The sequence below is a fragment of the Verrucosispora sp. CNZ293 genome (assembly GCF_002754655.1).
In genome coordinates this window covers 3958879-3984916 of sequence record NZ_PEFR01000001.1, presented here as the reverse complement: position 1 = coordinate 3984916, position 26038 = coordinate 3958879, and the positions used below count along the sequence as shown (strand labels likewise).

Below are 26038 nucleotides of genomic sequence, written 5' to 3'. Positions count from 1 at the left end.
CTCAGCCTGTCGTCGTCGGCACCTCAGGCGGATCCGGGACGAGCACCGAATTCCGACCCCGGGACCACCCCGACAGGACATCCGGCTTTTCCCCCCGGATGACCGACTCGACCGGGTGGTCGGCGGTCAGTCGACGGGGGCCTCCGCCGGGGTCAGCCGTGCGGTGACGGCCGCCAACGCCCAACCGGTCAACGCGAAACCGGCGGCGGCCACCGCCGCGACGACCACCATCCGCCAGGCGGACCCGGTCAACGCCGCGCCGCCCAGGTGGCCCACCAACCCGCCGTACGACGCCCAGCCCGCCGCCGCGACCCCGGCACAGGGCACGAAGAACCGCACCGGGTACCGGCTGCGGCCGGCGGCGAAGCAGGCGGCCATCCGGCCACCGGGCACGAAACGGCAGAGCAGGATCATCATCGGCCCGGGACGGCGCAGGCCCCGGGTGAGCCGGCCGGCCATCCGCCGGGCGGCACCGGTGCCCGGCGGTCGGGGCGGCCGGCGTCCCGACGCGTACCGGCCGAGCAGGTAACAGGCCAGATCCCCGGCGAGTACGCCGAGCGCGCCGACGGTGACTGTCGTGGGCAGGCTCAGTCCGCCGTACACGGTGAGTGCGCCGCCGGTGAGCATCAGGAGTTGGGTGGGCACCACCGGGACGAAGGCGTCCACGGCCAGCAGGGTGAACAACGCGAGGTACGCCAGGTCGGGCGATGCCACCTGGGTGAGCAGTTCAGGCACCGGGTCACCTCGCGGAGTTTCCGAACGAATACGTACCGAGCCTGACGCGGTGTCCGGCGTCACCCGAACCGGCCCTGCCCGGCCGTGACCAGTGACACCTCGACCCGGGCGGCGGAACAACGTCGGTACCGTCCGGTCCACCTGAGCATATCGATGAAGGTTGACGGCGAGGCACGGTCGCCGAAATCTCCTTCGGCGGCGTACCGTTGTCGACGCGCGGCCCGGCGAGCGTCGGGTCCCCCGTTCCTGATGCCCGGGCCGCCGCCGGGCCGCTGGCAGGTCCCGTGCCAGCGGCCCGGTTTTAACGAGGTGCGGCGGTGCGCGGGACGGGCGTACGCTCCGCGCATGAGCAGTGCGGTGCTGACGACGACGCCGGGGAAGCCTGGCGCGCCGCACTGACGTCTTCGTCTACGCAAGTGCCCCGGGCGATCCGCCCGGGGCACTCGTGCGTCGTGGGTGAAGGGTCGCGTCGGGGCATCCCCGTCAAGGAGCCTGACATGATCGACCATCGCCGACTCGGCCGTGACCTGGACCTGTTCGCCACCGACCCGCTCTCCGGCGCCGGCCTGCCGATCTGGCTGCCGGCCGGCGCCGCCGCCCGGCACGCCGTCGAGGAGTACCTGCGCGAGCTGGAACGCCGGGCCGGCTACCAGCAGGTGTACACCCCGCCGCTGGGCCGGCGGGAACTGTTCGAGGTCTCCGGGCATCTCGGCTACTTCGCCGCCGAGATGTTCCCTCCGATGCGGCCGGGGGAGGCCGACGACGAGTTGATGCTCCGCCCGGCGCTCTGCCCGCACCACGCGCTGGTCTACCGGTCCCGGGGGCGCTCGTACCGGGAACTGCCGCTGCGGATCTCGGAGATCGGGGGCATGTACCGGGCGGAACGCTCGGGGGTGCTCGGTGGGCTCTCCCGGGTACGCGCCATCACCCTCAACGACGCGCACAACTTCTGCGCCCTGGAGCAGGTCGACCAGGAGGTCTCGGAGATCCTGCGGCTGATCCGGGCCGCACACGCCGCGTTGGGCGTACGGCCGGCGGGGGTACGGCTGTCGCTGCGCGGGCCGGGGGAGAAGTACGTCGGCGACGACGCGCAGTGGGCGCGGGCCGAGGACCTGCTCCGCGCCGCCCTCGACGGGGTGTCGTACACCGAGGCGCCAGGTGAGGCCGCGTTCTACGGCCCGAAGATCGACATTCAGGTGCGGGACGCGGCCGAGCGCGAGTACACCCTCTCCACCGTCCAGCTCGACTTCGACAAGCCGGAGCGGTTCGATCTGTCGTACACCGACGCCGACGGTGCCCGACGACGTCCCGTGATGGTGCATCGCAGCCTGGCCGGCAGCATGGAACGCCTCTTCGCGTACCTGATCGAGGTGCACGCGGGTGCCTTCCCGCCCTGGTACGCCCCGGTGCACCTGGTCGTCCTGCCGGTCGGCGACGACCAGGCGGAGGCCGCTGCCGACCTGGCCCGACGGGCCACCGAGGCGGGGCTGCGGGTCGAGGTCGACCACGGCGGATCGCTCGGTGCCCGGATCCGCGACGCGGTACGCCGCCGGATCCCGTACGCCGCGGTGGTGGGTGCCCGGGAGGCGGTCGACGGCCGGGTGGCGTTGCGGCTGCGGGACGGACGCCTGCTGGAGCCGCAGCCGGTGGCGGCAGCGATCGGGCTGATCAACGCCGTGGTGGCCGCCCGCTCCGGCGATCTGCTGCCGGCCCGCTGAGATTGCCGGGTCGCGGTCGCGGTCGCGTCCGGGCGCGACCGCGACGGCGGCGGGTCCGGCTCATGGTCCGACCGCGACCGCGACGGCGGCGGCGAGAAACACGACCTGCAGCACGGTACGGATGCCGAGCGGTGTGACCGGGCGGCCGGCGAGGGTGAGTCGGCGGCGGGCGGCGGAGACGTTCGCGGGGAACATGACCAGCAGCAGCAGGGCCAGTCCGACTGCGGCCCAGCGGGCGGTGGCCGGCACGAGCAGCCCGACCGCGCCCGCGATTTCCAGCACCCCGGTCACCGTGACCAGCAGTTCCGGCCGGGGCAGCCGGGGCGGCACCATGGCGATCAGGTCCCGCCGACGAACGCCGACGAAGTGCACGATCCCGGTGGTGACGAACATGAGCGCCAGCCCGACGCGCAGTGCCGGATGCCATCCGTCGAGCGCGGAGAGCCCGGCCAGGCCGACCAACCGGGCCAGCGCGGTGCCGGTGATCAGGGCGATCAGCGGAGCCATCGATACCTCCCTCGAACCGCAAATCTTGTCGATGTCAAGATTGCCACCGAGCGTGCATCTTGTCAACGACAAGATAGGATGGGGTGATGAGCGACACTCGCGGCTACCACCACGGCGACCTGCGCCGCACTCTGCTCGCCGCCGCCGTGCAGGCGATCGAGGAGTCAGGTCCGGCGGCGCTGAGCCTGCGCGATCTGGCCCGCCGCGCCGGCGTGTCGCACGCCGCGCCGGCGCACCATTTCGGCGACCGTGCCGGACTGTTCACCGCGATCGCGGTGCAGGGCTTCGACACCCTCGCCGAAGCGCTCGCCGGGGCCGGCGACGAGCTGCTGGATCTCGGCGTGGCCTACGTGGAGTTCGCCGTCCGGCATCGCGCGCACTTCGAGGTGATGTTCCATCCCGATCTCTACCGGGCCGACGACGCCGAGCTGCGGGCCGCCCGGGAACGGTCCGGTGCCGTCCTGCGCGCCGGGCTGGCGCACCGGTCCGCCCGCCCCGCGCCAGCCGCCGGACCGTCGGTCGCCGCCGACCGGCGAGCCGGCGGCGACGACCGGGGCGGTGGTCCTGCCGGGGCGCAGGGGGACGTCCTGGCGGCCTGGTCGATAGTGCACGGTTTCGCCACCCTCTGGCTGGCCGGCGCACTCCCCGCCGGGCTGGGCGAGGACCCGGGTGACGCCGCCCGGTCGGTGATCCGGCACCTCTTCACCCCGGCGGCGGGCACCGACCGACCGTGAGCGGTAGCCCGCCCCGACCTCACCAGCTGGTCGGCAGAGGCATCCCCTCGGTGTAGCCGGCGGTGCTCTGCACACCGACAAGCACCCGCTCGTGGAACTCGTCAAGGGTGCGTGCACCGGCGTAGGTGAACGCGCTACGCACCCCCGAAATGATCTCGTCGATCAGGTCCTCCACGCCGGGGCGGGTCGGATCCAGGTACATCCGGGCCGACGAGATGCCCTCCTCGAAGATCGCCTTGCGGGCGCGGTCGTAGGGGCTGTCGTCACCGGTACGCGCGCTCACGGCCCGCGCCGAGGCCATGCCGAAGCTCTCCTTGTAGCGCCGACCGTCCTCGTCGGTGTAGAGGTCACCGGGGGACTCGTAGGTGCCGGCGAACCAGGAGCCGATCATCACGTTCGACGCCCCGGCGGCCAACGCCAGCGCCACGTCCCGGGGGTGCCGCACGCCGCCGTCGGCCCAGACATGGCGGCCCAGGCCCCGGGCGGCCGCCGCGCAGTCCAGTACCGCCGAGAACTGCGGCCGACCGACCCCGGTCATCATCCGGGTGGTGCACATCGCGCCCGGACCGACCCCGACCTTGATGATGTCGGCCCCCGCGTCGACCAGATCGCGTACCCCGTCGGCGGTGACCACATTGCCGGCCGCCACCGGGACGCCCGGGTCGAGGCCGCGCACCGTCCGCAGCGCCGAGATCATCCGTTCCTGGTGGCCGTGCGCGGTGTCCACGACCAGGGTGTCCACCCCGGCTTCCAGCAGGGCCTTCGCCTTGCCCGCCACGTCGCCGTTGATGCCCACCGCCGCCGCGATCCGCAGCCTGCCCTGGGCGTCCACCGCCGGCCGGTAGAGCGTCGCCCGCAACGCACCGGGCCGGGTGAGCACGCCGACCAGCCGGCCCGCGTCGTCGACCACCGGAGCGAGTCGCCGCCGGCCCGCCGAGAGCCGGTCGAAGCCGGTACGCGGATCCGCGTCGACGGGCACCGTGTGCAACTCGGTCGACATCACGTGCCGCAGCTGCGTGAACCGGTCCACGCTCACGGTGTCGGCCTCGGTCACCACGCCCATCGGCCGGCCGTCGTCGTCGACCACGATCACCGCACCGTACGCCCGCTTGGGCAGCAGGTGGATGGCGTCACCGACGGTGTCGTTGGGGCCCAGCGCGATAGCCGTGTCGTGCACCAGGTGCCGCTGCTTGACCCAGGCGACCACCTCCGCCACCACGTCTATCGGGATGTCCTGCGGGATCACCACGATGCCGCCACGTCGGGCCACCGTCTCGGCCATCCGTCGGCCGGCGACCGCTGTCATGTTCGCCACCACCAGCGGGATGGTGGTACCGGTGCCATCGCCGGTGGCCAGATCCACGTCGAGCCGCGAACCCACCTCCGAGCGGGCCGGGGCCATGAAGACGTCGTTGTAGGTCAGGTCGTATCCGGGCATCGCGCCATTGAGGAACCGCACCCGGCCATCATGACTCAGCCCAGCACCAGGGCCACCGCCACTGCGACCATCACCACCGCGATCACGCCGTCGAGCACCTGCCAGACCCGCCGGCGCGCGAGCAGCGGAGCGAGCCGGTACGCGCCCGCGCCGAGCACGGTGAACCAGAGCACACTGGCCACCGTCGCACCGACGCCGAACAGCCAACGGTGCGCATGCTGCTGGGCGATGCCGCCGAGGAGCAACACCGTGTCGAGGTAGACGTGCGGGTTGAGGTAGGTGAAGGCGAGGCAGGCCAGCAGGGTCGGGCCGAGCCGGGCCGGCGGCCGGTCGGCCGGCGTGAGTGCGGCGGGCCGCAACGCCCGACGGGCGGCGAGTGCCGCGTACCCGAGGAGGAAGGCCGCCCCGCCCCAGCGGATCGCGGTGAGCAGGACCGGGCGTCCGGCCACCACCGAGCCCACCCCGGCGATGCCCACCCCGATCAGCAGCGCGTCAGAGAGCGCGCAGGTCAGCACCACCGGCACCACGTGTTCCCGGCGCAGGCCCTGGCGCAGCACGAAGGCGTTCTGCGCGCCGATGGCGACGATGAGGGCGATGGACAGGGAGAAGCCGGCGACGACGGAGGTGAGCATGACGGTGACGGTAGAAGCGTCGCTGTTGATGAGTCCAGCTAAAGATTCTTCATCTGGTTAAGCTCAGCTACGTGAGCGGTCTCGACTCCACCCAGCTCCGTACGCTCGCGGCGATCGTCAGCGAGGGCAGCTTCGAGGCGGCGGCCCGACTGCTGCACGTCACGCCGTCAGCGGTCAGCCAACGGATCAAGGCGTTGGAGGAGACCGTCGGGCAGGTGCTCGTCCGCCGCCACCGACCCTGCGACGCCACCGAGGCCGGCCGGCCGCTGCTCCGCCTCGCCGGGCAGCTCGCACTCCTCGAACGGGAGGCGCTGGCCGATGCCCGAGGACCGCTCGGCGGCGACCGGGGCCGTACCCGGGTCGCCATCGTGGTCAACGCCGACTCGCTGGCCACCTGGTTCCCGGCTGCCCTGGCCCGGCTGCCCGCACAGCCGGAACTCTCCTTCGACATCCGGCAGGACGACCAGGACCACACCGCCGAGCTGCTGCGCGCCGGCACCGTCACCGCCGCGGTCACCGCCCAGCGCGAGGCGGTGCAGGGCTGCCGGGTACGCCGTCTCGGCGCGATGCGCTACCGGGCCCTGGCCACGCCCGCGCTTGCCGACCGCTGGTTCGCCGACGGGCTGACCCGCACGTCGGCAGCCGCCGCGCCGGTGGTGGTCTTCGACCGCAAGGACCGCATCCAGCACCGCTTCCTGCGTGCCGTGACCGGGCGTGCCCTCGACCCGCCCGTGCACTACGTGCCGTCGGTGCCGGCCTTCAACGAGTCGATCCGGCTCGGGCTCGGCTGGGGGCTGATGGCCGAGCAACTCGCCGACGCCGATGTCGCCGCCGGCCGCTGCGTCGACATCGCACCCGGCCGGGTGCTGGACGTCCCGCTCTACTGGCAGCACTGGCGACTCGACTCGCCGGTGCTGACCGCGCTGACCGCCGCCGTCTGCGGCGTCGCCGCCGAAACCCTCCGCTGAACCTTCCCGCCCGGGGCCGTCGTCAGGGTCGTCGTCGGCCTCGATCAGGTGGCCGTGACCGGCACACCTCAGGCGATGGTGCAGATCGCCGCACCAGCGGTGATCACCGCACCGACCTCGGCCGAGAGTCCGCTGACCGTGCCGGTCTTGTGGGCGTACAGGGGCTGCTCCATCTTCATCGCCTCCAGCACCACGACCAGGTCGCCCTCGGCGACCGTGTCGCCGTCGGCGACCGCGATCTTCACGATGGTGCCCTGCATGGGCGAGGCGAGCGAATCACCACTCGCCGCCGCGCCCGCCGTGGTCCCGCCACCCCGGCGGGTGGGCTTCCGCGCGGCCGGCGTGGCGGCGACCGTGCCGGCGCCGAGGCCGGCGGGAAGGCTCACCTCCAGCCGCTTGCCGCCCACCTCGACCACGACGGTCTCGCGCTCGGCCGGGCCGGCGAGGGCCCCGGCGACGGCGGTGAACGGCGGCACGGTGTTGTCGAACTCCGTCTCGATCCACCGGGTGTGCACGGTGAACGGTTCGGCGGTGAACGCCGGATCGCGCACCACCAGACGGTGGAACGGCAGCGCGGTGGCCATTCCCTCGACCACCATCTCGTCAAGCGCCCGGCGAGCCCGCTCCAACGCCTCGGTCCGGGTCTCACCGGTGACGATGACCTTGGCCAGCAGGGAGTCGAAGTTGCCGCCGATCACGTCCCCGGCCGAGATGCCGGTGTCCACCCGTACCCCGGGGCCGGTGGGCAGCCGCAGCGCGGTGACGGTGCCGGGGGCGGGCAGGAAGTTGCGGCCCGGATCCTCGCCGTTGATCCGGAACTCGATGGCGTGCCCGCGCGGGACCGGATCCTCGGTGAACCGCAGCTTCTCGCCGTCGGCGATGCGGAACTGCTCGCGGACCAGGTCGACGCCGGCGGTCTCCTCGGTGACCGGGTGCTCCACCTGGAGTCGGGTGTTGACCTCCAGGAAGGAGATGGTGCCGTCGTTGCCGACCAGGTATTCGACAGTGCCGGCACCGTGATAGCCGGCCTCCCGGCAGATCGCCTTGGCGCTGTCGTGGATCTGGGCCCGCTGGGCGGCGGTGAGGAACGGCGCCGGTGCCTCCTCGACGAGCTTCTGGTGCCGGCGCTGCAACGAGCAGTCCCGGGTGCCCACCACGATCACGTTGCCGTGCTGGTCGGCGAGGACCTGCGCCTCCACATGGCGGGGCTGGTCGAGGTACCGCTCGACGAAGCACTCGCCCCGCCCGAACGCGGCCACCGCCTCCCGGGTGGCCGACTCGAACAGTTGCGGAATCTCCTCCATCGTGCGGGCCACCTTCAGCCCGCGCCCGCCACCGCCGAAGGCCGCCTTGATCGCCACCGGCAGCCCGTGATCGATCGCGAAGGCCATCACCTCGTCGGGGCTGCCGACCGGGTCCGCGGTGCCGGGGACCAGCGGAGCGCCGGCCCGCTGGGCGATGTGCCGGGCGGTCACCTTGTCACCCAGGTCACGGATCGCCTGCGGGGTGGGACCGATCCAGGTCAGAGCGGCGTCGATGACCGCCTGGGCGAAGTCGGCGTTCTCGGAGAGGAAGCCGTACCCGGGATGTACCGCGTCCGCGCCGGAACGGCCGGCGATATCGATCAGCTTGTCGATGCGCAGGTAGGAATCCGCAGCGGTGTCACCGCCCAGTGCGTACGCTTCGTCGGCGAGCGTGGCGTGCAGGGCGTCCCGGTCGGAGTCGGCGTACACCGCGACGCTGCCCAGGCCCGCGTCCCGGCAGGCGCGGATGACCCGGACGGCGATCTCGCCACGGTTGGCGATGAGTACCTTGCGCACCTTGGTGGCTCCTCCCGGCGGGTTACTGACCGGGAGTTTATCGGTCACCCCGACGGCCCTAACGATCGCTCAGTGTGGGATGGCGCACTGTCGGGGCCAGGTAATTGAGCGGCGTGGTGTCGTACCGATGTGGTCGAGTGCCGGTGACGATGATGGCCGACACTGGCCACGAGCGGGGAGCAGGACATGATCGAGACCAGAGGGCTGCGGAAGTCGTTCCGCAGCCGGGCCGGTCGGGAGACGAAGACCGTCGAGGCGGTACGCGGCGTCGACCTGGACGTGCCGGCCGGTGAGATCTTCGGATTCCTCGGCCCGAACGGCGCCGGCAAGACCACCACGCTGCGGATGCTGGCGACGTTGATCGAGCCCGACGGCGGCCAGGCCACGATCGCCGGCGCCGACCTGCTCAAGGACCCGGGCGAGGTGCGTCGCCGCATCGGCTACGTCGCCCAGGGCGGGAGCACCTGGGACGAATCCACAGGCCGCGAGGAACTGGTGCTCCAGGCCCGGATGTACGGTATCGGCAAGGCCGAGGCGCACCGACGGGCCGCCCGCGCGCTGGAGGCGTTCCAGCTCGCCGAGTTCGCCGACCGCAAATGCAAGACCTATTCAGGTGGCCAGCGGCGTCGGGTCGAGATCGCGCTCGGCATCATCCACGAGCCGAAGATCGTCTTCCTGGACGAGCCGACCACCGGGCTCGACCCGCAGAGTCGGGCCCACATGTGGGACGAGATCCGGCGGCTGCGCGCCGACGGGATGACGGTCTTCATCACCACCCACTACCTGGACGAGGCCGACGCGCTCTGCGACCGCATCGCGATCATGGATCATGGCGAGGTGGTCGCCGAGGGCACCCCGACCGACCTCAAGCGGGAGATCTCCGGCGACGTGGTGCAGGTCGGCCTGGACGTCACCGCCACCGGCGAAGCCGAGAAGCTGCTCGACGGCGAGGAGTACGTGAACCGGTTGGAACTGCTTGACGAGGGCGGCCTGCGGCTCTTCGTCGACGAGGGCGCCACCGCCATCCCGCGGATCCTGCGCCGGATCGACGCGGCCGGGCTCGACCTCAAGTCGATCGAGCTGCACCGCCCGAGCCTCGACGACGTCTTCCTCACCAAGACCGGCCGCTCGCTGCGCGAGTCCTGACCCGACCCGGAGATCTCATGAAGCTCGCTCGCGACACCTGGCTGATCTTTCAACGGCAGCTCAACCTGCTGCTGCGCAACCCCGTGTGGGTCTTCGTCGGCGTCTTCCAGCCGGTGATGTACCTGCTGCTCTTCGCCCCGCTGCTCAAGCCGGCGCTGGGCGCGCCCACCCAGGCCGAGGCGTACAAGATCTTCGTGCCCGGTCTGCTGGTCCTGCTGGCCATCTTCGGCGGTCTGTTCCAGGGCTTCGGCCTCATCGCCGAGCTACGGGCCGGGGTCATCGAACGCTCCCGGGTCACCCCGGTCAGCCGACTCGCCCTGCTGCTCGGCCGGTCGCTGCGCGACGTGGTGTCGCTGATGACCCAGGCCGTCATCATCACGCTGCTCGCGCTCCTGTTCGACCTGCGCGTGTTCATCGGTGACCTGCTGCTGGCGTACCTGATGCTCGCCCTCATCGCGCTGATGACCTCGGCGGTCTCCTACGGCGTCGCGCTGAAGGTGAAGAGCGAGGACGCCCTGGCCCCGCTGATGAACACGGTGGCGCAGCCGGTGCTGCTGCTCTCCGGCATCCTGCTGCCGCTCGCCTTCGCGCCGGGCTGGTTGCAGGGCGTCGCCAAATGGAACCCGTTCTCCTGGGCGGTCGACGGCACCCGGGCACTGTTCAACGGCGACATCGGCAACGACCGGGTCTGGCAGGGGCTGACCATCATCGCGATCCTCGCTGCCGCAGGCGTCTACTGGGCCGCCCGCCAGTTCGCCCGTAGCGTCCGCTGACCCCGCGCCCGGCGCCGGCCGGTGGGCCGGGTTGCGTCGCGGCGGGGCGGGTTGCGGCATGTTGGGGTTTCCCGTCGACCGGAGGCCGCGACATGCCGCAACCGGAGTGGATCGACGCCTCCGTGGTCGGCGTCAGTGCACGTGGGCGAGGGTCAGGCCGTCGGCGATCGGCAGCATCACGGCGTCCACCCGTACGTCGGCCAGCACGTCCTCGTTGAACGCCGCGATCGCCCGGTCGTCGGCGCTCTGTGGCGCCACCACCCGGCCGTTACGCAGCACGTTGTCGACCGCGATCACCCCACCGGGCCGCATCCGAGGCACCAACTCGGCCCAGTAGACCGGGTAGCCCGTCTTGTCCGCGTCGATGAAGGCAAAATCCAGGTAGCGGTCGTGCGGCAGTTCCCGCAGCGTGTCGCCGGCCGGCCCGATACGCAGGTCGATCCGGTCGTCGACACCGGCCCGCGCCCAGTAGCGTCGGGCGACGCTTGTGTACTCCTCGGAGATGTCGAAGCAGGTCAACCGCCCACCCTCGGTCAACCCCCGGGCGATCGCCAGCGACGACAGTCCGGTGAAGGTGCCCACCTCCACCGCCTGCCGGGCACCGAGCAGCCGGGTCAGGAACGTCAGGAAGGCGGCCTGTTCCGGCGCGACCTGCATCGAGGCATGCTCGGGGAGCAGCGCCAACGTCTCCCGCGCCAGATCACTGACGATCTCGTCCGGCGGCGCGCCGTGCGCCACGAGGTAGCGGTGCAGATCGTCGGTGAGTGGAATCGACTTCAACGTCATGCTTCGGAACCTAACCGAGCGGTTCGACGATCTGGTTACCAGGCGCGACCTTCGTCCACAGATCGGTGATCCGCAGATCCAACTCGGCGAGCAGACTCCGCAACAACGGCAGGGAGAGCCCGACGACAGTTCCCGGATCCCCCTCGATCCGCTCCACGAACGGCCCGCCCAACCCGTCAATCGTGAACGCACCAGCCACCGCGAGCGGTTCACCTGTGGCGACATACGTGGCGATCTCGTGGTCGCTGATGTCGGCGAAGTGCACCACAGTGGAGGCCACCGCCTCGGCACGCCGCCCAGCCACAATGTCGAGCAGACAGTGACCGCTGTGCAGCACCCCGCTACGCCCCCGCATCCGCTCCCACCGCCGGGTAGCGTCAGCCTCGTCGTCGGGCTTGCCGAGAATCTCCCCGTCGAAGGCGAGCACCGAGTCGCAGCCGAGCACAAGGGTGCGCTCATCGTCGGTCGGACGCAGCCGACCCAGCACGGCCTGCGCCTTGAGCCGGGCCAGCTCCAGACAGAGATCCTCCGCCCGGTCCGTCACCACGAGCGATTCGTCAACCCCGCTTACCAGGACGTCCGGTTCGATGCCGGCAGACTGGAGAGACTTGCGGCGGGCAGGGCTCGCCGAGGCGAGCACGAGGCGGAGCGGCAGGGCATCAGGCACCCCGCCGACGTTACCGCCTGCCTGCGTGCGCCACGCCGCGCACCACCCACTCACCCGGTGGGAGAGTAGCGCCGCCGATGCGTCAACGAGTGATCCGAGGGGGAGGGTCATCGGAGCGCCGTCGACGCCTGATGAACAGCACCCACGTGACGCCCGCCGCCACCAGCACCCCCAACGTGACCAGCCCGCGGACCGTCGCCGCCCGCTCCCCGCCGCCGCGCGGCCCATCAGCCGCCGCCGTGGTTGGCCCAGTCCCGTCCGGCCCGGCCGTCGACCCGGGCCCGAAACCCCTCGGCGGTACGTCTGCCGTCAGCGCCGCCACCAGATCAATGACCCCGTAGCCGTACTGGTCATCCCGTCCCGGCGGCCCCTTGTCAATCGCGGTCGCAGTCAACCGATGAACCACCTCGTCAGCCGGTAGGTACGGGTACTTCGCCCTCACCAGCGCCGCCGCCCCCGCCACAATCGCCGCCGCCCCCGAAGTCCCCGTGCCTTTCGAGTAGAGGCCGTCGTAGCTCGTGCTGTAAAGATCGGTAGCGGGGGCTGCCAGGGTTATCTTCGGTCCTGTGACGGAGATGACGGCGTGATCGCCTGCTTGATCAACTCCTCCGACCGCAATGACGCCAGGATGCGATGCCGGATAGCTTACCTCTGAGTCTCTCGGCTCATTTCCTGCGCCCGCGACTACTACTATGTCTGCCGCGATGGCGGCTTCAAGTGCCCGAATTAGCTTCGAATTGGTGCCGCCAGCGCTGGATATACTGATGACATCGACCCCTGCGTCAACCGCAACTTCGATCGCATCGGCAAGGGCGTCGGGATGGCCTTCACCGTTCGCTGGCGTGCTAAACACTGGCAGGATCTTGGCTCCGGGGGCAATGCCAAGAGCGCCCTTTTGGGGGCCCTGGCCGTGTGCCGCAATCAGTCCTGCCATCGCCGTCCCGTGGCTGTCTCGGTCCTCCCTGCCGTCGCCTTTTCCGCCGGGTATGACATCTGTGCCGGAGAGGAGGTTATTCTCCAGATCGGGATGGGGAAACACTCCCGTGTCGGGTACGGCGACAATCGAACCATGGCCCTGGGTTAAGACGTGCGCTTTTTCTACCTTCAGGTATCGAAGGTGCCACTGGTCGCCCCGAATGCGATCCACGCTTTCTTGTCTCGATGTCCCTATTGCGCTAGCTGTAGGCGTGGTCGAAACGGCGATTGCCGCAATCAGGAATAACGCGGCGATGAGAAGAGATCTCCTTCTCACCTGTGCAGGCCGATGGCGGGTCCGGGATCGATTGGTCCATCCTCGTCCGGAGGCGTGACTATCGGGGCAACTCCATTTGTAGTGGCCCACGGATGGTCTGGGTCCCAAGTTCGTGAGGCACTGTCGCCCTGGGCGCATCGTGTTGAGAGACCTGGCCTTTCACCAGCACCTGTCACGTGAATAGTTCCGGGTGGGCTGCCGATGGGTGGCAATAAAGGGGTTCCTCCTGATGAGCCTCTTCCTCCACCGGGTCTGGATCCGGCTCCCCCCGTGGGGGCTGTGCCTGCTGATCCACCACCGATTAGGCCCCCAAAGGGGTTGACTCGACTGGCGGGCCCATTGTTTGGTGCCGGATGGCTAAAACCCATGGCAGGCGAACCGCCTATCAGGCCGCTAGTTGGTGTCGGGCGGGACCAAATGGCCCCTCCAGTCTTCGGGAGTTGGCTATCGGAATAGCTTTGCTTGTTTCGACCATTCCGCGGGACCATGGGCGGGCTGGCACTCTTCGGCAGCGGCGTCGGATAGGTATCGGTGTTTGGTGGCGGATTTGAAGCTGGAGCAGTCGGGCTGCTGAGTGAAGGACTATTCGGTGAGGACGTTGGACCTGGGACTACTGCCCCGAGAATTGGTCCTACTGGGCGGCCTGCTTCGGGTTCAAAGTATTGTGAACGGGATGAGCGTGGAGTGGGTCGTGCTGCCGTCCCAGTGGCCGATGTTGGAATGACTGGAGGAATAGCGGGAACCGGTAGGTTCACCGAATACGCGTCGGGATCGTTTGCCTGAATGTTAGCCCGAGGGGTGGGAGGTGGGTGGCGGAGTTGGGTTTGGGCTTGTTGGAGTTCGGTGCTGAGGCCGTACATGATGGTGCGGGCCTGGGCGTTCAGTCTTTCCAGGTCGGAGTCGCTCACCGGTGGCTGGATGGCTCGGCTGGCCGCAGCGGCTTTCGGGTCGGCGGCGGTTTGTTCCCAGGATCGCTTCTGTTGCAGTTTGCTGGCGTACTCGTCGTAGATTTCCTGAATCTTGGCGCGGCTGCTGCTGAGGGCCTGGGTCGCGGCGGACAACGCCGTCTGGTTGGTGGCGGCGGCGTCGTGCGTACGGCGCACCTGCTCGATCAGTTCGTCGAGTTTGGCGAGGTAGGCGTGGGAGGCCGCGTTCGTCTCGGGGGGCCAGGCATGGGCGAGGCGCTCGCGGTAGTGGCGCAGCCGTCCGAGGTGCTGGCCGGACAGCTCGGCGACCTTGCGCCAGCCGGCGACGTGACGCCAGTGGTTGTCGGTGGGGTGGCTGTGGAGGCAGGCCCACATGTCGGCGACGTTCATCAGGTGCCAGTCGGTCAGGCCGCCGGTGCGACCGATGCCTGGTTCCCTCACGGCATCACCGCCGGGTCGGTGCCGGTGGGGTCGAAGAGCGCTGGCGATGCCACGGCCGGCTGCGGCGACGTGCCGCCGGTCTGCGGGAGTGCCTGTTGGTTGCTCGGTGTGGGCGGGACGGCGTGTTGACCGAGTGCCCGGTGGATGTCGGCCACGCGGGCCGCGACGAAGGCGTCGGTGTCGGCGTACTGCTCGGCCACGAGTTTGGCGGCCTCGGCGAGGTGGCCGGTGGCGTCACCGACACCCCAGACCGCGTTCGTGGTCGCCTGCTGGGTTTCCCAGTGGGTACGCAGAAAGTGGACCAGCTCGATGAACGCGTCGGCCGGGTTGGGCACCGTGGTGAGCATGTCGTCGGCGATGTACCGCAGGTGCGGTGCGTAACTGCTCTCCACCTCGGCGCGGAGCTGCTCGGCGAAGTCTCGTAGCTGACGGATGTCGACCTCGACGCCCCCGGAACCGCTTAGCCAGGACGCTTGTCGATCCTCCTCAGGGATCATCGGCCCTCCCAATCTGTCACGGGCTCGCTCCCCTGAGTGAGGTTAGACGGTCGGCGCCCCCTCCGGCAGCCCCGGCGGGCCGAGGCCGCGTGGCCGCGTATCAGATTGGGTCAGCGAGGTAGGCCGGAGGCGCGCCAGGCGGCGGCACCGGGAGTCGGTGCCGCGCCCATCGGACGGCCGCTGCGCGCCCAGATCGACGCCGGAGCCGGCGCGGGTCGGGCTGCCGGGCGGGACCGCACGGCGATCACACCCACCAACGCGGCAAGTTCCTCGACGGTCGGCACGCCGCGCACGATCCGGAACAGCGGCTCCTCGACAGACATGGGCCCAGAGTACGCGCCGTGACCTTGATCTTCGTTGCAGAGTGGCGTGCCGGCGGTGTGACCGTCTGCGCTGCCGGGTACCGTCTCAGCGATGTCAGAAGCGTCCCCCCAACTCGTCGCCGACCGGTACCGGCTCATCTCGCCGCTCGGTCAGGGCGGCATGGGTCGGGTTTGGAGGGCGCGCGACGAGGTGCTGCACCGCGATGTCGCGATCAAGGAACTGGTTCCGCCGCCGGGCCTGACCAGCGACGAGCGCCGCGAGATGCGCGAGCGCTCGCTGCGCGAGGCACGCGCCATCGCGCGGCTCAACAACATAAACGTGGTACGCATCTTCGACGTCCTCCGCACCGACGGTGACCCGTGGATCGTCATGGAGTACGTGGCGTCCCGATCGTTGCAGGACACCATCGCCGAGGACGGTCCGGTGTCACCGGCGCGGGCGGTGGAGATCGGTCTGGGCGTGCTGAACGCGTTGAAGGCCGCGCACAAGGCCGGCATCATGCACCGCGACGTCAAGCCCGGCAACGTGTTGCTCGGTACCGACGGTCGGGTGGTGCTCACCGACTTCGGGCTGGCCACGATTCCTGGCGACCCGAACGTCACCCGTACCGGCATGGTGCTCGGCTCGCCCGCGTACATCGCGCCGGAGCGGGCCCGCGACGGCACCTTCGGGCCGGAGGCCGACCTGTGGTCGCTCGGTGCCACCCTGTACGCCGCAGTGGAAGGCAAGTCTCCCTACGCGCGTCCCTCCGCGATCAGCACCCTGGCCGCGCTGGCCACCGAGCCGGTGCCGCCGGCCCGTAACGCCGGTCCGCTCAAGCAGGTGCTCGCCGGGCTGCTCCGCAAGGATCCGCAGGAACGGATCACCGCCGAATCGGCGGAGCGCATGCTGCGCCGGGCCAGCGGTCGCCGCGCCCGGGGCATCTCACTGCTCGACGGCGTACGCCGGCCGGGGCCGAACGGGCCGCGCGAGCCGCGCCCGCCGCTGGTGCCGGCGCCGCGCCCGTCCGGCGAGCGACCGTCGACCCCGGTCACCCCACCCGCGCCCCGCACGCCACCCACCTCCGGGCTGCTGGCCGGTGGCGCGGCGGCAGCCGGCGCCGCAGCCGACCGTTCGACAGGTACCCAGTCCGGCTCGGACGTCGACCCGACGGCGAAGGTCGCCGGCCCGGCCGGCGGTGACGATGCCGCGCCACCGGCGAAGGTCGCCGCCCCGGGCGGTAGCGCCGGTACCGACCCGACGGCAAGGGTCACCCCGACCAGCCCAGTGGACGCCGCGCCGGAAGACCTGGACAACGGCCGATCCGGTACCGCCACGTCGAGCCCGGCTGAGGAACGGGACACCGCCCTGGCCGCCGCTGCGGGTACCGCCTCGACGGCTGGGGCAGCAGCCGGAGGGCCGGGGGAAGGCGCTGCTGACGGGCAGGCCGCGCCCCCGAACGACCACGCCGGATCGGACGCCACCATCGGTGAGCGGACCGACCCGGGTCAGACGGGACCGGACGTCGACGCCACGGAGAGCACCGGCACCGGGGACGGGTCCGCCGCAGCGACGCCTACCGCGACGGAGACCGGCACGACCGGTGGCGGGGCCGCGCAGGCGGAAAGGCCGGCGGTCGAGGGTACGCGGCGTACGTCGCAGCCGACGTCGGTCATGCCGGCCGCGCCGGTGAGTCCGGCCCCGAACCGCGGCAACGTCTTCAAGGCCGGGCAGTTCCGTTCCGAGCGGACCCGGCGTGCGGTGCTGGTCGGTGCCCTGGTCGCGCTGCTGCTGCTCGGCCTGGTGGTGGCGGTACCGCTGCTCACCAGCGGCGACGAGGACGGCAGTACCCCGCCGGCCACCGGTGGCACCAGTAGTGCACCGCCGCCGGCCAGCTCGGAGCCGGCCGCCCCACCACCGAGTGACCCACCGGCCAGCCCGTCGGCGTCACCCAGCCCGTCGGCCTCGCCGAGCCCTTCGCAAACAGCCGGTGGCCTGCCCGAGGGGTGGACGCTGAAGACCGACCCGGTGGGCTTCAAGCTGCCGGTACCCGACGGCTGGCGGCGCAGCGCCAGCGGCACGTCGGTGATCTACCGGGAGCCGGGCGGGGTCGGGGAACTGCTCATCGACCGTACCGACACGCCGAAGCGGGACGCCGAAGCCGACTGGCGGTCGCAGGAGCCGAACCGGAAGAACCTGGTCCGCAACTACGAGTACATCGACATCTCGTCGTTCGACTGCAAGTGGCGGACCTGCGCGGACTGGGACTGGCGGGAAACCCGCGACAACACCCGGATCCGGGTCCGGAACCGGGCCTTCGTGCCCGCCAGCAACCGGGGCTTCGCGCTGCGCTGGGAGGTCGCGGACCGGGACTGGGACGCGCAGCTGGAGAACTTCGAGATGATCTTCCGCGAGTTCGTGCCGGACCGGCAGGACTGATCGACAGGCATGGCCTCCGGTCGTTCGGGGTATCTGATCTTCGACGACGGAAGGGAGGCCCGAGATGGGTTACCGAGGAAGGGACGCCCGGCCCCGGCTGGCACTGTGGACGGCCGTGGTGCTGGGCAACGTCGTACTGCTTGTCGCCACCGTCGGAGTCGCGGTGCTGGCGACCATGTTGAGCCTCGTGACGCTCGCCGGGGCCGCGTTCGCCGGCTGGCACCTCACCCGCCGGGGCAGTGTGTCCCGTGGCGCGGGGATGAGCGCGCCGGTCGCGCTGGCCGCGCGGCGGCGGGCCTGAGCTTCCCGGCGACACCCGACGCGGCGACAGCGGTCCGGGTACGGCGCGACGGCAGGCTGACGTCCGCTCCGAGCGAAGGACGCCGGCCCGCCGTCGCGGCGTACGTCAGGTGTTGTTGGCCAGTGCGATCAGCCGGCTGCGGTCGCCGTTCCAGTAGTTGCGGTCGACGCGCCGCTGATGCCCGGGACAGTGCCGGAGTCGGTGTACTGCCAGAAGCTCCAGAACGGTGCGCCGGCCGGCAGCGCGCCGACGGAGGACGACCAGCGGGCCACCCACAGCGGGTGGTTGTTCCACGGTCCGCTCCAGGAGCCGGTGCACTGGTTCCAGAAGCTCGTGGTGGTGTAGATGACCGCGTAGCGGCCGGTGCGGGACCGGTAGGTGTTCAGGAAGTCCTGCACCCAGTTGCGCATGCCGGTGGTGCTGAGGCCGTAGCAGTAGCCGCCGCTGTACGGGTTCGCCTCCAGATCCAGCGCGGCCGGCAGGGTGCGGCTGTCCGCCGACCAGGCGCCTCCGTTGGAAGCCAGGAAGTTCGCCTGGACCGCGCCGGAGGAGATGTTGGGCCGGGCGAAGTGGTACGCGCCGCGGATCACCCCGGCGTGGTACGCGTTCACGTAGTTGGTGTTGAAGTTCGGGTCCTTGTAGCTCGTACCCTCGGTGGCCTTGATGAAGGCGAACTGGATGCCGGAGTTGCGGACGCTCGTCCAGTTGATGGTGCCCTGGTAGCGCGAGACGTCGATGCCCGGCACGGTGGCGGCGGCGGCCGGGGTCGCGGTGGCGACGAGACCGGCGGCAGCGGTGGCGAGTACGGCGAGTGCGGCGGCGGTCAGCCGGCGCAGCGTTCTGGTTCGACCCATGGCGTCCTCCTGAGACGACTGTCGATAGACAGACATCTTTGAAGGCGCCCGCCCGTCGGGGCAAGAGGGATCACGATAACTTTCGATGTCCCGGTTGTGGCGACGACCCACCTGGTGATCAACGCAGCGTGGCCGGATCAATCTGCCAGCGGAACGGCTCGGTGAGGGTGAGCGTCTCCCCGCCCTTGGCCACCCGGTCCTCGACGTAGTGTCCGCCGTCGAGGTGGTACAGCCGCAGCGACTGGGTGTCGCCGTCCTGCTCGACAAGCAGATACCAGGGGATCCGGGCGATCGCGTAGAGCTGCATCTTGAGCACCCGGTCAGCGGCGGCGTTACCCGGCGACACGATCTCTCCGACGAGGTAGACCCGGTCCGCGTCAAGCACGGTTCCCTCGTCACCGGCATCGGTCACCACGAGGTCGGGGATGACGATGCGGTCGACGCCCAGTCGAACGTTGATCGCGTCGTATACCAGGAGGCCGCTGCTTTCTGCGGCGGCCTCGATGCTGTTCGCCAGCCTCCGGGCCACTCTCTGATGCCTCAGGCTCGGGGCAGGGCTCACGATCAGGCTCCCGTCGAGCAACTCGATCCGGTCACGGGTTTCGCCCATGGCGAGGTATTCGGCCTCCGTCCAGAGGCCGATGTGGGGTTCCAGGGGGGCCGCGCTCACCTGCGTTCACCTCCCGCTCCGATCGCCACCCGGTCAGTCTCACACGATACGACCGGTTGGCCCGGCATCGACAGCGGAACTGTCGCCCGGCCCAGGGTCGATGCCGGAACGCGGGCGGTAGGCTCGCGCCTCATGGTGTCGATCGAGGGCATGACCGAGTTCTGGGACCGCCTGTTCGGCGCGCAGCCCGACCCACCGCCGCTGCTCGTGGTGCTCACCGGCCTGGTCGCGCTGCTCGTCGTCGTCACCCGGCTGCCGTGGCGGGTCGCCCGCAACGCGATCACCATCGCCCACGAGGGCGGTCACGCGCTTGTCGCCGTGCTCACCGGGCGCAAGCTGCACGGCATCCGGCTGCACTCGGACACCTCCGGACTGACGCTGTCCGCCGGTCGTCCCAGCGGCCCGGGCATGGTGCTGACCCTGCTCGCCGGGTATCTGGCCCCGCCCCTGGTGGGCCTCGGCGGGGCGTGGCTGCTCGCCGGCAACCGGATCACCCTGCTGCTGTGGATCGCGGTGATCCTGCTGCTGGCCATGCTGGTCATGGTCCGCAACCTCTACGGCGCGTTGACGCTCGTGGTGACCGGTGGTGCGGTACTCGCCGTCTCCTGGTACGCCAGCCCGCAGGTCCAGGCCGCCTTCGCGTGGACCGGAGTGTGGTTCCTGCTGCTCGGCGGCGTACGCCCGGTGGTGGAGTTGCAGCGGCTGCGCGCGCGGCGCGGAATGCCGGCCTCCGACGCCGACCAGTTGGCCGGGATCACCCCGCTGCCGGCGTTCTTCTGGGTGGTCCTCTTCGGCCTGGTCAACCTCGCCGTGCTGGTGACCGGCGGCCTGATGCTGGCCGGACCGCTGCTCGCCGAGGCCGGCCTCACCTGATTCCGTCGGCCGGTCGGCAACCAGACCCACCCCCCGGTGCGTGTGCTCTGTCAGGTACGGGGAGGTGCGGGTGGCGGACGTCGAGGGGTTCGACGAGTTCTACCAGGGCAGCCGGCAGCGGTTGCTCGGCTACGTCTACGTGTTGACCGGTGACCTCACCGAGGCTCAGGACGCGGTGCAGGAGGCGTTCATCCGGGCCTGGCAGCGCTGGTCCACCGTGGGCGGCTACGACGACCCGGAGGCATGGGTACGCGTGGTGGCCGCCCGGATCGCGGTCAGCCGATGGCGCAGCCTGCGCAGCCGGGCCCGGGCCTACCTGCGGCACGGCGCGGTCGACAGCGTGCCAGGACCCACCACCGACACCGTCGAGGTGGTCGCCGCTCTGCGCCAGCTCCCCGAGGAACAACGCGTCGCGATCGCGCTGTACTACCTGGTGGGTATGCCCGTCGCCGATGTCGCCCGGGAGACCGACGCGCCGGTCGGCACCGTCAAGGCCCGACTCGCCCGGGGACGTGCCGCGTTGGCCGGACTGCTGACCGTGTCCGATCTGGAGGAGGCCACCGATGCGGCCTGACGACGACATCCGCCTGGTGGAACGGGTGCAACAGGAGCTGCGGGCCGTCCGTTGGCTGGACACCGCAGAGGTGCGTGCCGTGGCGCGGCGACGCAGCCGGTTCAGGGCGGCGGCCGTCGCTGTCGGCGTTGCCGTGCTGTCCATCCCACTGGTGGCAGTCGTCGCACTGCCGTCTCGGCAGGCGACGATGCCGGGGGAGGGCGGTGCGATCACGCGGGCGGAGATTCCGTTCGAGGCGCTGTTGCAGCCCGAGGATCTGCCGATGGAGGTCGACGCCCCGATCGTCGAGGCGGGCCTGGCCGAGCCGATCGTGATCAATCCTGAGTTGGCGAGGTGTCTGCAGGCGAAGGGAGCGTCTCCCGACTGGGAAACGTCCCGTTACTCCCGTTCGCAGTTCATGCATCGTCCGGCGGATATCCGGGTCGAGGACGGGATGGCGCTGGGACGCGGCATATCGATCGTGCTCATGCAGGACGTCTACCGCATCACTCCGGAATCGGAACGGACCCTCTTCGCCCGCATCGATCGTCAGGTGAGCACCTGTCTGAACTGGGAGAGCATCGAGGTGGGCTCGATCGACGACATGACGGAGTGGGCCGACTTCCACGCGATGCAGAGCTGGGCGGTGGTCGACAGGCAGTTCGCCGGAGACGAGTCGGTTCTGATCCGCCACACGGTCGGTGAGACGCGTCGAGGCGACGCCAACGGTGAGGTGCTCGCCGCGCCGATGCCGCCGAACGTCATCGCCGTGGTGCGGGTCGGTGACCTGGTCACGGTCGTCGGGGTCGAGTCCGGCGCGAGCGAGTCGGAGCTGAGACGGCTGGCGACCATAGCCGCCGGGCGAATGTGCGTGGCGGCCAACCCACAGTGCTGACCGGCCCCTCCCGACGGGCTGACGTGCGGGAGGGGCCCGTACGTGGCGACTACAGCGGGATGTTGCCGTGCTTCTTCGGCGGGAGGGTCTCCCGCTTGGTCCGCAGCACCCGCAGCGCCCGGACGATCTGGGTACGGGTCTCGTGCGGCGGGATCACCGCGTCGACGTAGCCACGCTCGGCGGCCACGTACGGGTTGGCGAGGGTGTCCTCGTACTCGGCGATCCGCTCGGCCCGGACGGCGGCCGGATCCTCGGCGGCGGCCAGCTCCTGCCGGTAGAGGATGTTCACCGCGCCCTGCGCGCCCATCACCGCGATCTGGGCGGTCGGCCAGGCGAAGTTGAGATCGGCCCCCAGGTGCTTGGAGCCCATCACGTCGTACGCCCCGCCGTACGCCTTGCGGGTGATCACTGTGACCTTCGGGACGGTGGCCTCGGCGTACGCGTAGATGAGCTTGGCGCCCCGGCGGATGATGCCGTCCCACTCCTGGCCGGTGCCGGGCAGGAAGCCGGGCACGTCCACGAAGGTGAGTACCGGGATGTTGAAGGCGTCGCAGGTGCGGACGAAGCGGGCGGCTTTCTCGCTGGCCGCGATGTCCAGGGTGCCGGCGAAGTGCATCGGCTGGTTGGCCACCACGCCTACCGGCCGGCCCTCGACCCGGCCGAAACCGACCACCATGTTCTGCGCGTAGAGCGGCTGGACCTCCAGGAACTCCCCGTCGTCGAGCACGTGCTCCAGCACCCGGTGCATGTCGTACGGCTGGTTGGCCGAGTCGGGGATCAGCGTGTCCAGTTCCCGGTCGGAGTCACTGATCTCCAGGTCGGCCGGCGCGTCGAAGACCGGCGGCTCGTCCAGGTTGTTCGACGGCAGGTGGGACAGGAGCGCCCGGACGTAGTCGATCGCGTCGGCCTCGTCGGTGGCGAGGTAGTGCGCGTTGCCGCTGCGGCTGTTGTGGGTCCGGGCACCACCCAGCTCCTCCATGCCGACGTCCTCGCCGGTGACGGTCTTGATGACGTCCGGGCCGGTGATGAACATGTGCGAGGTCTGGTCGACCATCACCGTGAAATCGGTGACCGCGGGGGAGTAGACCGCGCCGCCCGCGCACGGGCCCATGATGAGCGAGACCTGCGGGATGACGCCGCTGGCCCGGACGTTTCGGAAGAAGATCTCGCCGTAGAGGCCGAGCGAGGCCACGCCCTCCTGGATACGGGCGCCGCCGGAGTCGTTGATGCCGACGACCGGGCAGCCGATCTTCATGGCCAGGTCCATCACCTTGACGATCTTCTCGCCGAAGACCTCGCCGAGGGAGCCGCCGAAGACCGTGAAGTCCTGGGCGAAGACGCAGACCTGCCGGCCGTCGACGGTGCCGTAGCCGGTGACCACGCCGTCGCCGTACGGGCGGGTCCGGTCCAGCCCGAAGTTCGTGGACCGGTGCCGGGCGAACTCGTCCAGCTCGACGAACGACCCCTCGTCGAGCAGCATCTCGATGCGCTCCCGGGCGGTCTTCTTGCCGCGCGCGTGCTGCTTCTCCACGGCGCGGGCCGACCCGGCGTGCACCGCCTCGTCGACCCGTCGTGCCAGGTCCGCCAGCTTGCCCGCGGTGCTGTGGATGTTGGTCCCGGTCTCGGTAGTCACCCTGGGAATATAACGATGGTTCAGGTCGCCGCCGCTGTGCACTTCGCCTCACCGGCCTACCCGTAGGCTGGTGGGGTGCCGGGTTCTCCGTACACCGATCTGGATCGCCCGCCGCTGTCGGTGGTCCGGCTGCGTCGGGCGCTTGTCGAGCCGTACGGTCCGTGGTCCCGGCTGGAACTGCGCACGGAGACCGGGTCCACGAACGCCGACGTCGCCGACGCGGCGCGCAGCGGCGAGGCGGAGGGCCTGGTGGTGGTGGCCGAACGGCAGACCGCCGGTCGGGGACGGCGCGGGCGGGTGTGGCAGTCGCCGCCGCGCGCCGGCATCGCCACAAGCGTGCTGCTGCGACCCGGCGAGGCCGTGCCGGCCCGCGGCTGGTCGCCGGCACCACCTGCGGGGTACGGCTGGTTGCCGTTGCTGGCCGGTGTGGCGCTGGTCGAGGCGGTGACGCTGCTGGCCGAGCTGGACGCCACCCTGAAGTGGCCCAACGACCTGCTCATCGGGGGCGCCAAGTGCGCCGGGATCCTCGCCGAGGGGGTGCCCGGACCGGGGCTGAACGACCCACCCGCGGTGGTCCTCGGCATCGGGCTGAACGTGACACTGCGCGCCGACGAACTGCCCGAGCTGCCGACCGGCCTACCGGCCACCTCGCTGCAACTGGCCGGCGCGACGGCCACCGACCGTGATCCGCTGCTACGGGCCCTGCTCCGCTCGGTCGCCGACTGGTACGCCAGGTGGCGGGACGCCGGTGGAGACGCGACGGCAAGTGGGCTGCGCGAGGCGTACCTGGCGGTGTGCGGCACCATCGGCCGCGAGGTCAACGCCCTGCTCCCCGACGGCACCACCCTCACCGGCACCGCCACCACCATCGACCCCCACGGCCAACTCCTCCTCACCACCCCCACCACCCAGCACCCCCTAGCCGCCGCCGACATCCGCCACCTCCGCTGACCCTCCCTCCCACCCCCACTCTCGCCCCCGCGATCTTGCACTTCTGGTCGGGCCAGAGGGGTGCAAAAGGGGCATTGCGGCGACCGTAAGTGCAAGATCGCGGGGGCTTGGGGTGGGTGTAGGCGCTGGGGCTGGGTGGACGAGCCGCGTGGCGGATGTGGGGCGGTGGCGGTGGGGGGTTACGGTCTGCGCGTCCGTTCCTGCGAGGAGGTTTCCGTGGCGTTCCCCGAAGACGTGCTCACCGAGGATGAGCACGTCGTGTTGCACCTGCACCCGCACTGGAAGGCGCTGATCCGGCCGGTGGCGGTGCTGGTGCTCGCCATCGCCGCGGTGGTGGCCGGCGTGCTGTTCCTGCCCTCGGGCGGGAGCGGTTCCGTGACGCTCGCGGTGATCGGCGGGCTGGCCCTGCTGGCCGTGATGATCCTCGCCGTGTGGCCGTACGTCTCCTGGCGCACCACGCACTACCTCTTCACAAACGAGCGGGTCCTGCTCCAGCACGGCGTGTTCTCCCGGGAGCGTCGGGACATCCCGTTGAGCCGGGTCAACGACCACTCGATGAGCCAGCAGTTCGCCGGGCGGGTGCTCGGCTACGGCACGCTCACCATCGAGTCGGCCGGTGAGCGTGGGCAGTCGGTCCTGCACGACGTGCCCAAGGTCGACCGGGTCCAGACAAAGCTCTACGAACTCGTGGAGGCGTTCCACGACCGGCACTCGCTCGGTGACGGTGAACTGCGCGAGATCCTCAGCGAGCGCGACAAGAGCGCCGGAGCGTAGCTGCCGGGATCTCCCGGCACCGTCGGAACGACCGGTCAGCGGCGGCGGAGACGGCGGGGGGCCGGGGCGGGCTGCAACTGGGCCTCCAACTCGGCCTCCAGCTCGGCGTCCAACGCCGCCGCCAGCTCGGCTTCGTCGGGCAAGGACGCGGACCTCGGCTGGAGCGGCCGGGGAGTCACGCCGGGCCGGGCGGCTGGTGGTTGCTCCTCTTCCAGCTCCGTCACGGACTCGGCCAACTCGGCCACCGGGTCCATGCCGGCCATCGTGTCCCACTCGTCGCGGGGCAGGCCGTGCCAGCGCTGCGTGGCCTCGACAGGCGCGGCGGGCTGGAAGACGAAGGTCCGGTACGACCAGAAGCGGAACAGGGTGGCCAGCACCACGCCACCGGTCTTCGCGACGTTCAGGGCCAGCAGCCCGGTCACGCCCAGGCCGTACTTGGCGGCGGCGAGCACGCCGAGTTCGATGAGCAGCCCAGCCCCGTTGAAAAGGAAAAACAGGGCGTATTCCCGCTGCATCGCAGATTTCGGACGATCACGGTACGTCCAGTGTCGATTCATCAGATACGACGTGATCGTGGCGACGATGGTGGCGACGACTGTCGCCTTCAGCTGACCGTCAACGAAAACCGTGAGTGCGAGCGCGTTGAACACGGCGTAATTGATGACCGTGTTGATGCCACCGACCAGGCCGAATTTGAGTGCCTCGTGGATGAACTTCTGCCAGCGCTCAGGTAGCAGACGGACGAGAGGCAT

At 70.5% G+C, this 26038-nt stretch carries 25 protein-coding genes and 1 pseudogene; 12 read left to right on the top strand and 14 right to left on the bottom strand.

The genetic code is table 11. The annotated features are described in order from the left end of the window. Nucleotides 1-126 precede the first annotated feature (126 nt). Entirely contained in the window at nt 127-735 is a 609-nt protein-coding gene (locus tag CLT74_RS18040) for a DedA family protein (RefSeq protein ID WP_099847583.1), read from the bottom strand. A gap of 497 nt (nt 736-1232) precedes the next feature. On the opposite strand from CLT74_RS18040, the gene thrS reads away from it, so the two are divergent. Next, nucleotides 1233-2453, top strand: a complete 1221-nt coding sequence (gene thrS / locus CLT74_RS18035) for a threonine--tRNA ligase (protein WP_099847582.1) — start codon at nt 1233-1235, stop codon at nt 2451-2453. 60 nt (nt 2454-2513) lie between these two features. Here the strand turns inward: thrS and CLT74_RS18030 are convergent, their stop codons facing one another. Further along, on the bottom strand, nt 2514-2960 hold the full coding sequence (locus CLT74_RS18030; protein ID WP_099847581.1) for a DoxX family membrane protein: 447 nt from the start codon (nt 2958-2960) through the stop codon (nt 2514-2516). Nucleotides 2961-3046: 86 nt separating this feature from the next. Here CLT74_RS18030 and CLT74_RS18025 point away from each other — a divergent pair, with 86 nt between their 5' ends. Continuing rightward, on the top strand, nt 3047-3694 hold the full coding sequence (locus CLT74_RS18025; RefSeq protein WP_099847580.1) for a TetR/AcrR family transcriptional regulator: 648 nt from the start codon (nt 3047-3049) through the stop codon (nt 3692-3694). Nucleotides 3695-3713: 19 nt separating this feature from the next. On the opposite strand, the gene CLT74_RS18020 is transcribed toward CLT74_RS18025, so the two are convergent. Next, a complete protein-coding gene (locus CLT74_RS18020) occupies nt 3714-5153 on the bottom strand; it encodes a GuaB1 family IMP dehydrogenase-related protein (protein ID WP_099847579.1) in 1440 nt (479 codons plus the stop codon). A 14-nt stretch (nt 5154-5167) separates the two neighbouring features. Then, on the bottom strand, nt 5168-5764 hold the full coding sequence (locus CLT74_RS18015; protein WP_099847578.1) for a LysE/ArgO family amino acid transporter: 597 nt from the start codon (nt 5762-5764) through the stop codon (nt 5168-5170). A 71-nt stretch (nt 5765-5835) separates the two neighbouring features. Between CLT74_RS18015 and CLT74_RS18010 the strand changes: the two genes are divergently transcribed. Next, nucleotides 5836-6732, top strand: coding sequence for a LysR family transcriptional regulator ArgP (locus tag CLT74_RS18010; protein WP_099847577.1), 897 nt, complete (start codon nt 5836-5838; stop codon nt 6730-6732). A 68-nt stretch (nt 6733-6800) separates the two neighbouring features. Here the strand turns inward: CLT74_RS18010 and CLT74_RS18005 are convergent, their stop codons facing one another. Beyond that, nucleotides 6801-8552 carry an ATP-binding protein gene (locus CLT74_RS18005; protein ID WP_099852285.1) on the bottom strand — a complete coding sequence of 584 codons (1752 nt, stop codon included), beginning with the start codon at nt 8550-8552 and terminating at the stop codon, nt 6801-6803. 186 nt (nt 8553-8738) lie between these two features. Between CLT74_RS18005 and CLT74_RS18000 the strand changes: the two genes are divergently transcribed. Together CLT74_RS18000 and CLT74_RS17995 are read left to right on the top strand one after the other, a co-directional pair. Further along, entirely contained in the window at nt 8739-9698 is a 960-nt protein-coding gene (locus CLT74_RS18000) for an ATP-binding cassette domain-containing protein (protein WP_099847576.1), read from the top strand. Nucleotides 9699-9715: 17 nt separating this feature from the next. Further along, nucleotides 9716-10471, top strand: coding sequence for an ABC transporter permease (locus tag CLT74_RS17995; RefSeq protein WP_099847575.1), 756 nt, complete (start codon nt 9716-9718; stop codon nt 10469-10471). Nucleotides 10472-10603: 132 nt separating this feature from the next. On the opposite strand, the gene CLT74_RS17990 is transcribed toward CLT74_RS17995, so the two are convergent. From CLT74_RS17990 to CLT74_RS17965, 5 genes are all read right to left on the bottom strand, one after another. Beyond that, the gene (locus tag CLT74_RS17990; protein ID WP_099847574.1) at nt 10604-11257 is read right to left on the bottom strand and encodes an O-methyltransferase; all 654 of its coding nucleotides are present in this window, start codon (nt 11255-11257) and stop codon (nt 10604-10606) included. Nucleotides 11258-11267: 10 nt separating this feature from the next. Next, the gene (locus tag CLT74_RS17985) at nt 11268-11924 is read right to left on the bottom strand and encodes a Maf family nucleotide pyrophosphatase (RefSeq protein WP_099847573.1); all 657 of its coding nucleotides are present in this window, start codon (nt 11922-11924) and stop codon (nt 11268-11270) included. Nucleotides 11925-12006: 82 nt separating this feature from the next. Then, the gene (locus CLT74_RS17980; RefSeq protein ID WP_486582393.1) at nt 12007-13176 is read right to left on the bottom strand and encodes a S8 family serine peptidase; all 1170 of its coding nucleotides are present in this window, start codon (nt 13174-13176) and stop codon (nt 12007-12009) included. 1363 nt (nt 13177-14539) lie between these two features. Further along, the gene (locus tag CLT74_RS17970; RefSeq protein ID WP_099847572.1) at nt 14540-15040 is read right to left on the bottom strand and encodes a hypothetical protein; all 501 of its coding nucleotides are present in this window, start codon (nt 15038-15040) and stop codon (nt 14540-14542) included. Between the two features lie 110 nt (nt 15041-15150). After that, entirely contained in the window at nt 15151-15363 is a 213-nt protein-coding gene (locus CLT74_RS17965; protein WP_099847571.1) for an acyl-CoA carboxylase subunit epsilon, read from the bottom strand. Between the two features lie 91 nt (nt 15364-15454). Between CLT74_RS17965 and CLT74_RS17960 the strand changes: the two genes are divergently transcribed. Together CLT74_RS17960 and CLT74_RS17955 are read left to right on the top strand one after the other, a co-directional pair. Further along, entirely contained in the window at nt 15455-17782 is a 2328-nt protein-coding gene (locus tag CLT74_RS17960) for a serine/threonine-protein kinase (RefSeq protein ID WP_099847570.1), read from the top strand. Between the two features lie 64 nt (nt 17783-17846). After that, the gene (locus CLT74_RS17955) at nt 17847-18083 is read left to right on the top strand and encodes a hypothetical protein (RefSeq protein WP_099847569.1); all 237 of its coding nucleotides are present in this window, start codon (nt 17847-17849) and stop codon (nt 18081-18083) included. A gap of 105 nt (nt 18084-18188) precedes the next feature. On the opposite strand, the pseudogene CLT74_RS17950 reads toward CLT74_RS17955, so the two are convergent. Both CLT74_RS17950 and CLT74_RS17945 read right to left on the bottom strand, forming a co-directional pair. Then, nucleotides 18189-18937, bottom strand: a pseudogene (locus tag CLT74_RS17950) (GH25 family lysozyme). 118 nt (nt 18938-19055) lie between these two features. After that, entirely contained in the window at nt 19056-19607 is a 552-nt protein-coding gene (locus CLT74_RS17945; RefSeq protein ID WP_486582392.1) for a Uma2 family endonuclease, read from the bottom strand. Between the two features lie 132 nt (nt 19608-19739). Here CLT74_RS17945 and CLT74_RS17940 point away from each other — a divergent pair, with 132 nt between their 5' ends. The 3 genes from CLT74_RS17940 to CLT74_RS17930 all read left to right on the top strand — a co-directional run bounded on the left by CLT74_RS17940 (nt 19740) and on the right by CLT74_RS17930 (nt 21928). Continuing rightward, nucleotides 19740-20480 carry a M50 family metallopeptidase gene (locus tag CLT74_RS17940; protein ID WP_099847568.1) on the top strand — a complete coding sequence of 247 codons (741 nt, stop codon included), beginning with the start codon at nt 19740-19742 and terminating at the stop codon, nt 20478-20480. 70 nt (nt 20481-20550) lie between these two features. After that, complete coding sequence (locus CLT74_RS17935) at nt 20551-21054, top strand: SigE family RNA polymerase sigma factor (protein WP_099852269.1); 504 nt, start codon at nt 20551-20553, stop codon at nt 21052-21054. After that, entirely contained in the window at nt 21044-21928 is an 885-nt protein-coding gene (locus tag CLT74_RS17930; protein ID WP_099847567.1) for a hypothetical protein, read from the top strand. Before CLT74_RS17935 ends, CLT74_RS17930 begins: the two co-directional genes overlap by 11 nt. Nucleotides 21929-21977: 49 nt before the next feature. On the opposite strand, the gene CLT74_RS17925 is transcribed toward CLT74_RS17930, so the two are convergent. Next, nucleotides 21978-23561, bottom strand: coding sequence for an acyl-CoA carboxylase subunit beta (locus tag CLT74_RS17925; RefSeq protein ID WP_099847566.1), 1584 nt, complete (start codon nt 23559-23561; stop codon nt 21978-21980). 75 nt (nt 23562-23636) lie between these two features. Between CLT74_RS17925 and CLT74_RS17920 the strand changes: the two genes are divergently transcribed. Then, nucleotides 23637-24512 (top strand): biotin--[acetyl-CoA-carboxylase] ligase, encoded by an 876-nt coding sequence (locus CLT74_RS17920; protein ID WP_099847565.1) that lies wholly within the window; start codon nt 23637-23639, stop codon nt 24510-24512. A 216-nt stretch (nt 24513-24728) separates the two neighbouring features. After that, nucleotides 24729-25286 carry a PH domain-containing protein gene (locus CLT74_RS17915; protein ID WP_099847564.1) on the top strand — a complete coding sequence of 186 codons (558 nt, stop codon included), beginning with the start codon at nt 24729-24731 and terminating at the stop codon, nt 25284-25286. A gap of 35 nt (nt 25287-25321) precedes the next feature. Here the strand turns inward: CLT74_RS17915 and CLT74_RS17910 are convergent, their stop codons facing one another. Next, nucleotides 25322-26038 (bottom strand): GtrA family protein, encoded by a 717-nt coding sequence (locus CLT74_RS17910; RefSeq protein ID WP_099847563.1) that lies wholly within the window; start codon nt 26036-26038, stop codon nt 25322-25324.

Bases quoted from the DNA above. Each gene is read 5' to 3' on its own strand.
- CLT74_RS17990 (WP_099847574.1), bottom strand. From the start codon at position 11,257: ATGACGTTGAAGTCGATTCCACTCACCGACGATCTGCACCGCTACCTC.
- CLT74_RS18000 (WP_099847576.1), top strand. From the start codon at position 8,739: ATGATCGAGACCAGAGGGCTGCGGAAGTCGTTCCGCAGCCGGGCCGGT.
- CLT74_RS18030 (WP_099847581.1), bottom strand. From the start codon at position 2,960: ATGGCTCCGCTGATCGCCCTGATCACCGGCACCGCGCTGGCCCGGTTG.
- CLT74_RS17960 (WP_099847570.1), top strand. From the start codon at position 15,455: ATGTCAGAAGCGTCCCCCCAACTCGTCGCCGACCGGTACCGGCTCATC.
- CLT74_RS17995 (WP_099847575.1), top strand. From the start codon at position 9,716: ATGAAGCTCGCTCGCGACACCTGGCTGATCTTTCAACGGCAGCTCAAC.
- CLT74_RS17970 (WP_099847572.1), bottom strand. From the start codon at position 15,040: ATGATCCCTGAGGAGGATCGACAAGCGTCCTGGCTAAGCGGTTCCGGG.
- CLT74_RS17930 (WP_099847567.1), top strand. From the start codon at position 21,044: ATGCGGCCTGACGACGACATCCGCCTGGTGGAACGGGTGCAACAGGAG.
- CLT74_RS17955 (WP_099847569.1), top strand. From the start codon at position 17,847: ATGGGTTACCGAGGAAGGGACGCCCGGCCCCGGCTGGCACTGTGGACG.
- CLT74_RS17965 (WP_099847571.1), bottom strand. From the start codon at position 15,363: ATGTCTGTCGAGGAGCCGCTGTTCCGGATCGTGCGCGGCGTGCCGACC.
- CLT74_RS18015 (WP_099847578.1), bottom strand. From the start codon at position 5,764: ATGCTCACCTCCGTCGTCGCCGGCTTCTCCCTGTCCATCGCCCTCATC.
- CLT74_RS18025 (WP_099847580.1), top strand. From the start codon at position 3,047: ATGAGCGACACTCGCGGCTACCACCACGGCGACCTGCGCCGCACTCTG.
- CLT74_RS17940 (WP_099847568.1), top strand. From the start codon at position 19,740: ATGGTGTCGATCGAGGGCATGACCGAGTTCTGGGACCGCCTGTTCGGC.
- CLT74_RS17910 (WP_099847563.1), bottom strand. From the start codon at position 26,038: ATGCCTCTCGTCCGTCTGCTACCTGAGCGCTGGCAGAAGTTCATCCAC.
- thrS (WP_099847582.1), top strand. From the start codon at position 1,233: ATGATCGACCATCGCCGACTCGGCCGTGACCTGGACCTGTTCGCCACC.